Origin of the sequence: Pseudomonas sp. K5002, assembly GCF_013386655.1 — a bacterium.
GTDB lineage: Bacteria > Pseudomonadota > Gammaproteobacteria > Pseudomonadales > Pseudomonadaceae > Aquipseudomonas.
Genome location: NZ_JACARK010001360.1, coordinates 1 through 845 on the forward strand (window position 1 = coordinate 1; position 845 = coordinate 845).

An 845-nucleotide genomic window follows, 5' to 3' on the forward strand; every position below is an offset into this window, starting at 1 on the left:
CAGCGCCCTGCAAGCCGTCGGTGGCTTCCCCGCGGATGTGATCGGCAGCGAGGACGCCTACGTCGCCGCCCGCATGCTGCTGGAAGGCTACAAGGTGCGCTACGCCGCCACCGCCCTGGTCTATCACTCCCACGATTACCGTCTCATGGATGAGTTTCACCGCTACTTCGACATTGGCGTTTTCTACGGCCGCGAGCCGTGGATCCGCCAGGCTTTTGGCGATGCCGGCGGTGAAGGTAAACGCTATGTACTGGCCGAGCTTCGAGCGTTACGCGAAGCCGGTGCATTGCACCGCGTACCCGAAGTACTGGTGCGCAGCGCGTTCAAATTGCTCGGCTACCGGCTGGGCCATCTGGAGCGCCAGCTCCCCCTCGCCCTCAAGCGGCGCATCAGCATGTTCCCCGGTTATTGGAGGTGAGCATCATGACCTACAGGAAGACCCCTTTGATGAAACGAACCTTGCTCGTCCTGGCCATGATGGCATTGGCCGCCTGCAATACGCCCGCGCGGATCGTCGCGCCCGATGGCAAGACGGTGGACGAGGGCAAGCAGGCCCTCGATCGCATGGCCCAACTGCCGCCGGCGGTGGAGCGGATCCGCATCGGCGACCAGTTGCGGATTGTCCGCGATGCCGGGGAAATGCCAACCCTGTCGGCGTTCAACGTCAGCACGATTTACGAGCTGACGCTGTACACCGTGCAGAACGACGGCAAGATCAACTATCCCTTCCTGGGGCCGATCCAGGTGGCGCGGCGCACGCCGGCGGAAGTCGCCGCCGAGCTGAGCCAGAAACTCGCACCGGTGTATCGCGAGCCTCGGGTGACGGTGAACATCAACCAGGCGCC

Annotated in this window: 1 protein-coding gene and 1 pseudogene; both read left to right on the forward strand. The window is 63.8% G+C overall.

From position 1 onward, the window contains the following. Nucleotides 1–418, forward strand: a pseudogene (locus HX846_RS36365) (glycosyltransferase family 2 protein); the annotation flags it as partial. A gap of 29 nt (nucleotides 419–447) precedes the next feature. Further along, nucleotides 448–845: polysaccharide biosynthesis/export family protein (locus tag HX846_RS36370; RefSeq protein WP_178967364.1), on the forward strand; the 398-nt coding region annotated here is incomplete at its 3' end.